This window comes from Polynucleobacter sp. AP-Feld-500C-C5 (assembly GCF_018882265.1).
Lineage (GTDB): Bacteria > Pseudomonadota > Gammaproteobacteria > Burkholderiales > Burkholderiaceae > Polynucleobacter.
This window is the reverse complement of the sequence record NZ_JACVOW010000018.1, coordinates 1-228: the sequence shown is the minus strand read 5'-3', so window position 1 is coordinate 228 and position 228 is coordinate 1. Positions and strand designations below refer to the sequence as shown.

Genomic DNA, 228 nt, shown 5'->3' with positions numbered 1-228 from the left:
AGGGCTGGCAATACCAGATGGGGCTTTATCAACAGGCCCTGCACCAGCAGGGTATTACTCAAAGCATGTCTAGAAAAGGTAATTGCTTGGATAACGCAGTCATGGAAAACTGGTTCGGCATTATGAAGACGGAGTTCTTTTACCAAAAGAAGTTTGAAAGTGTTCAATCATTTAAAACCGAGTTAAAGGAATATATCCATTACTACAACCATGATCGAATCAAGCAAA

Annotated in this window: 1 protein-coding gene; it reads left to right on the top strand. The window is 40.4% G+C overall.

What is annotated here, in order from left to right:
• The coding region (locus tag ICN21_RS01705) for an IS3 family transposase (protein WP_216176300.1) at window positions 1-228 on the top strand (228 nt) is incomplete at both ends.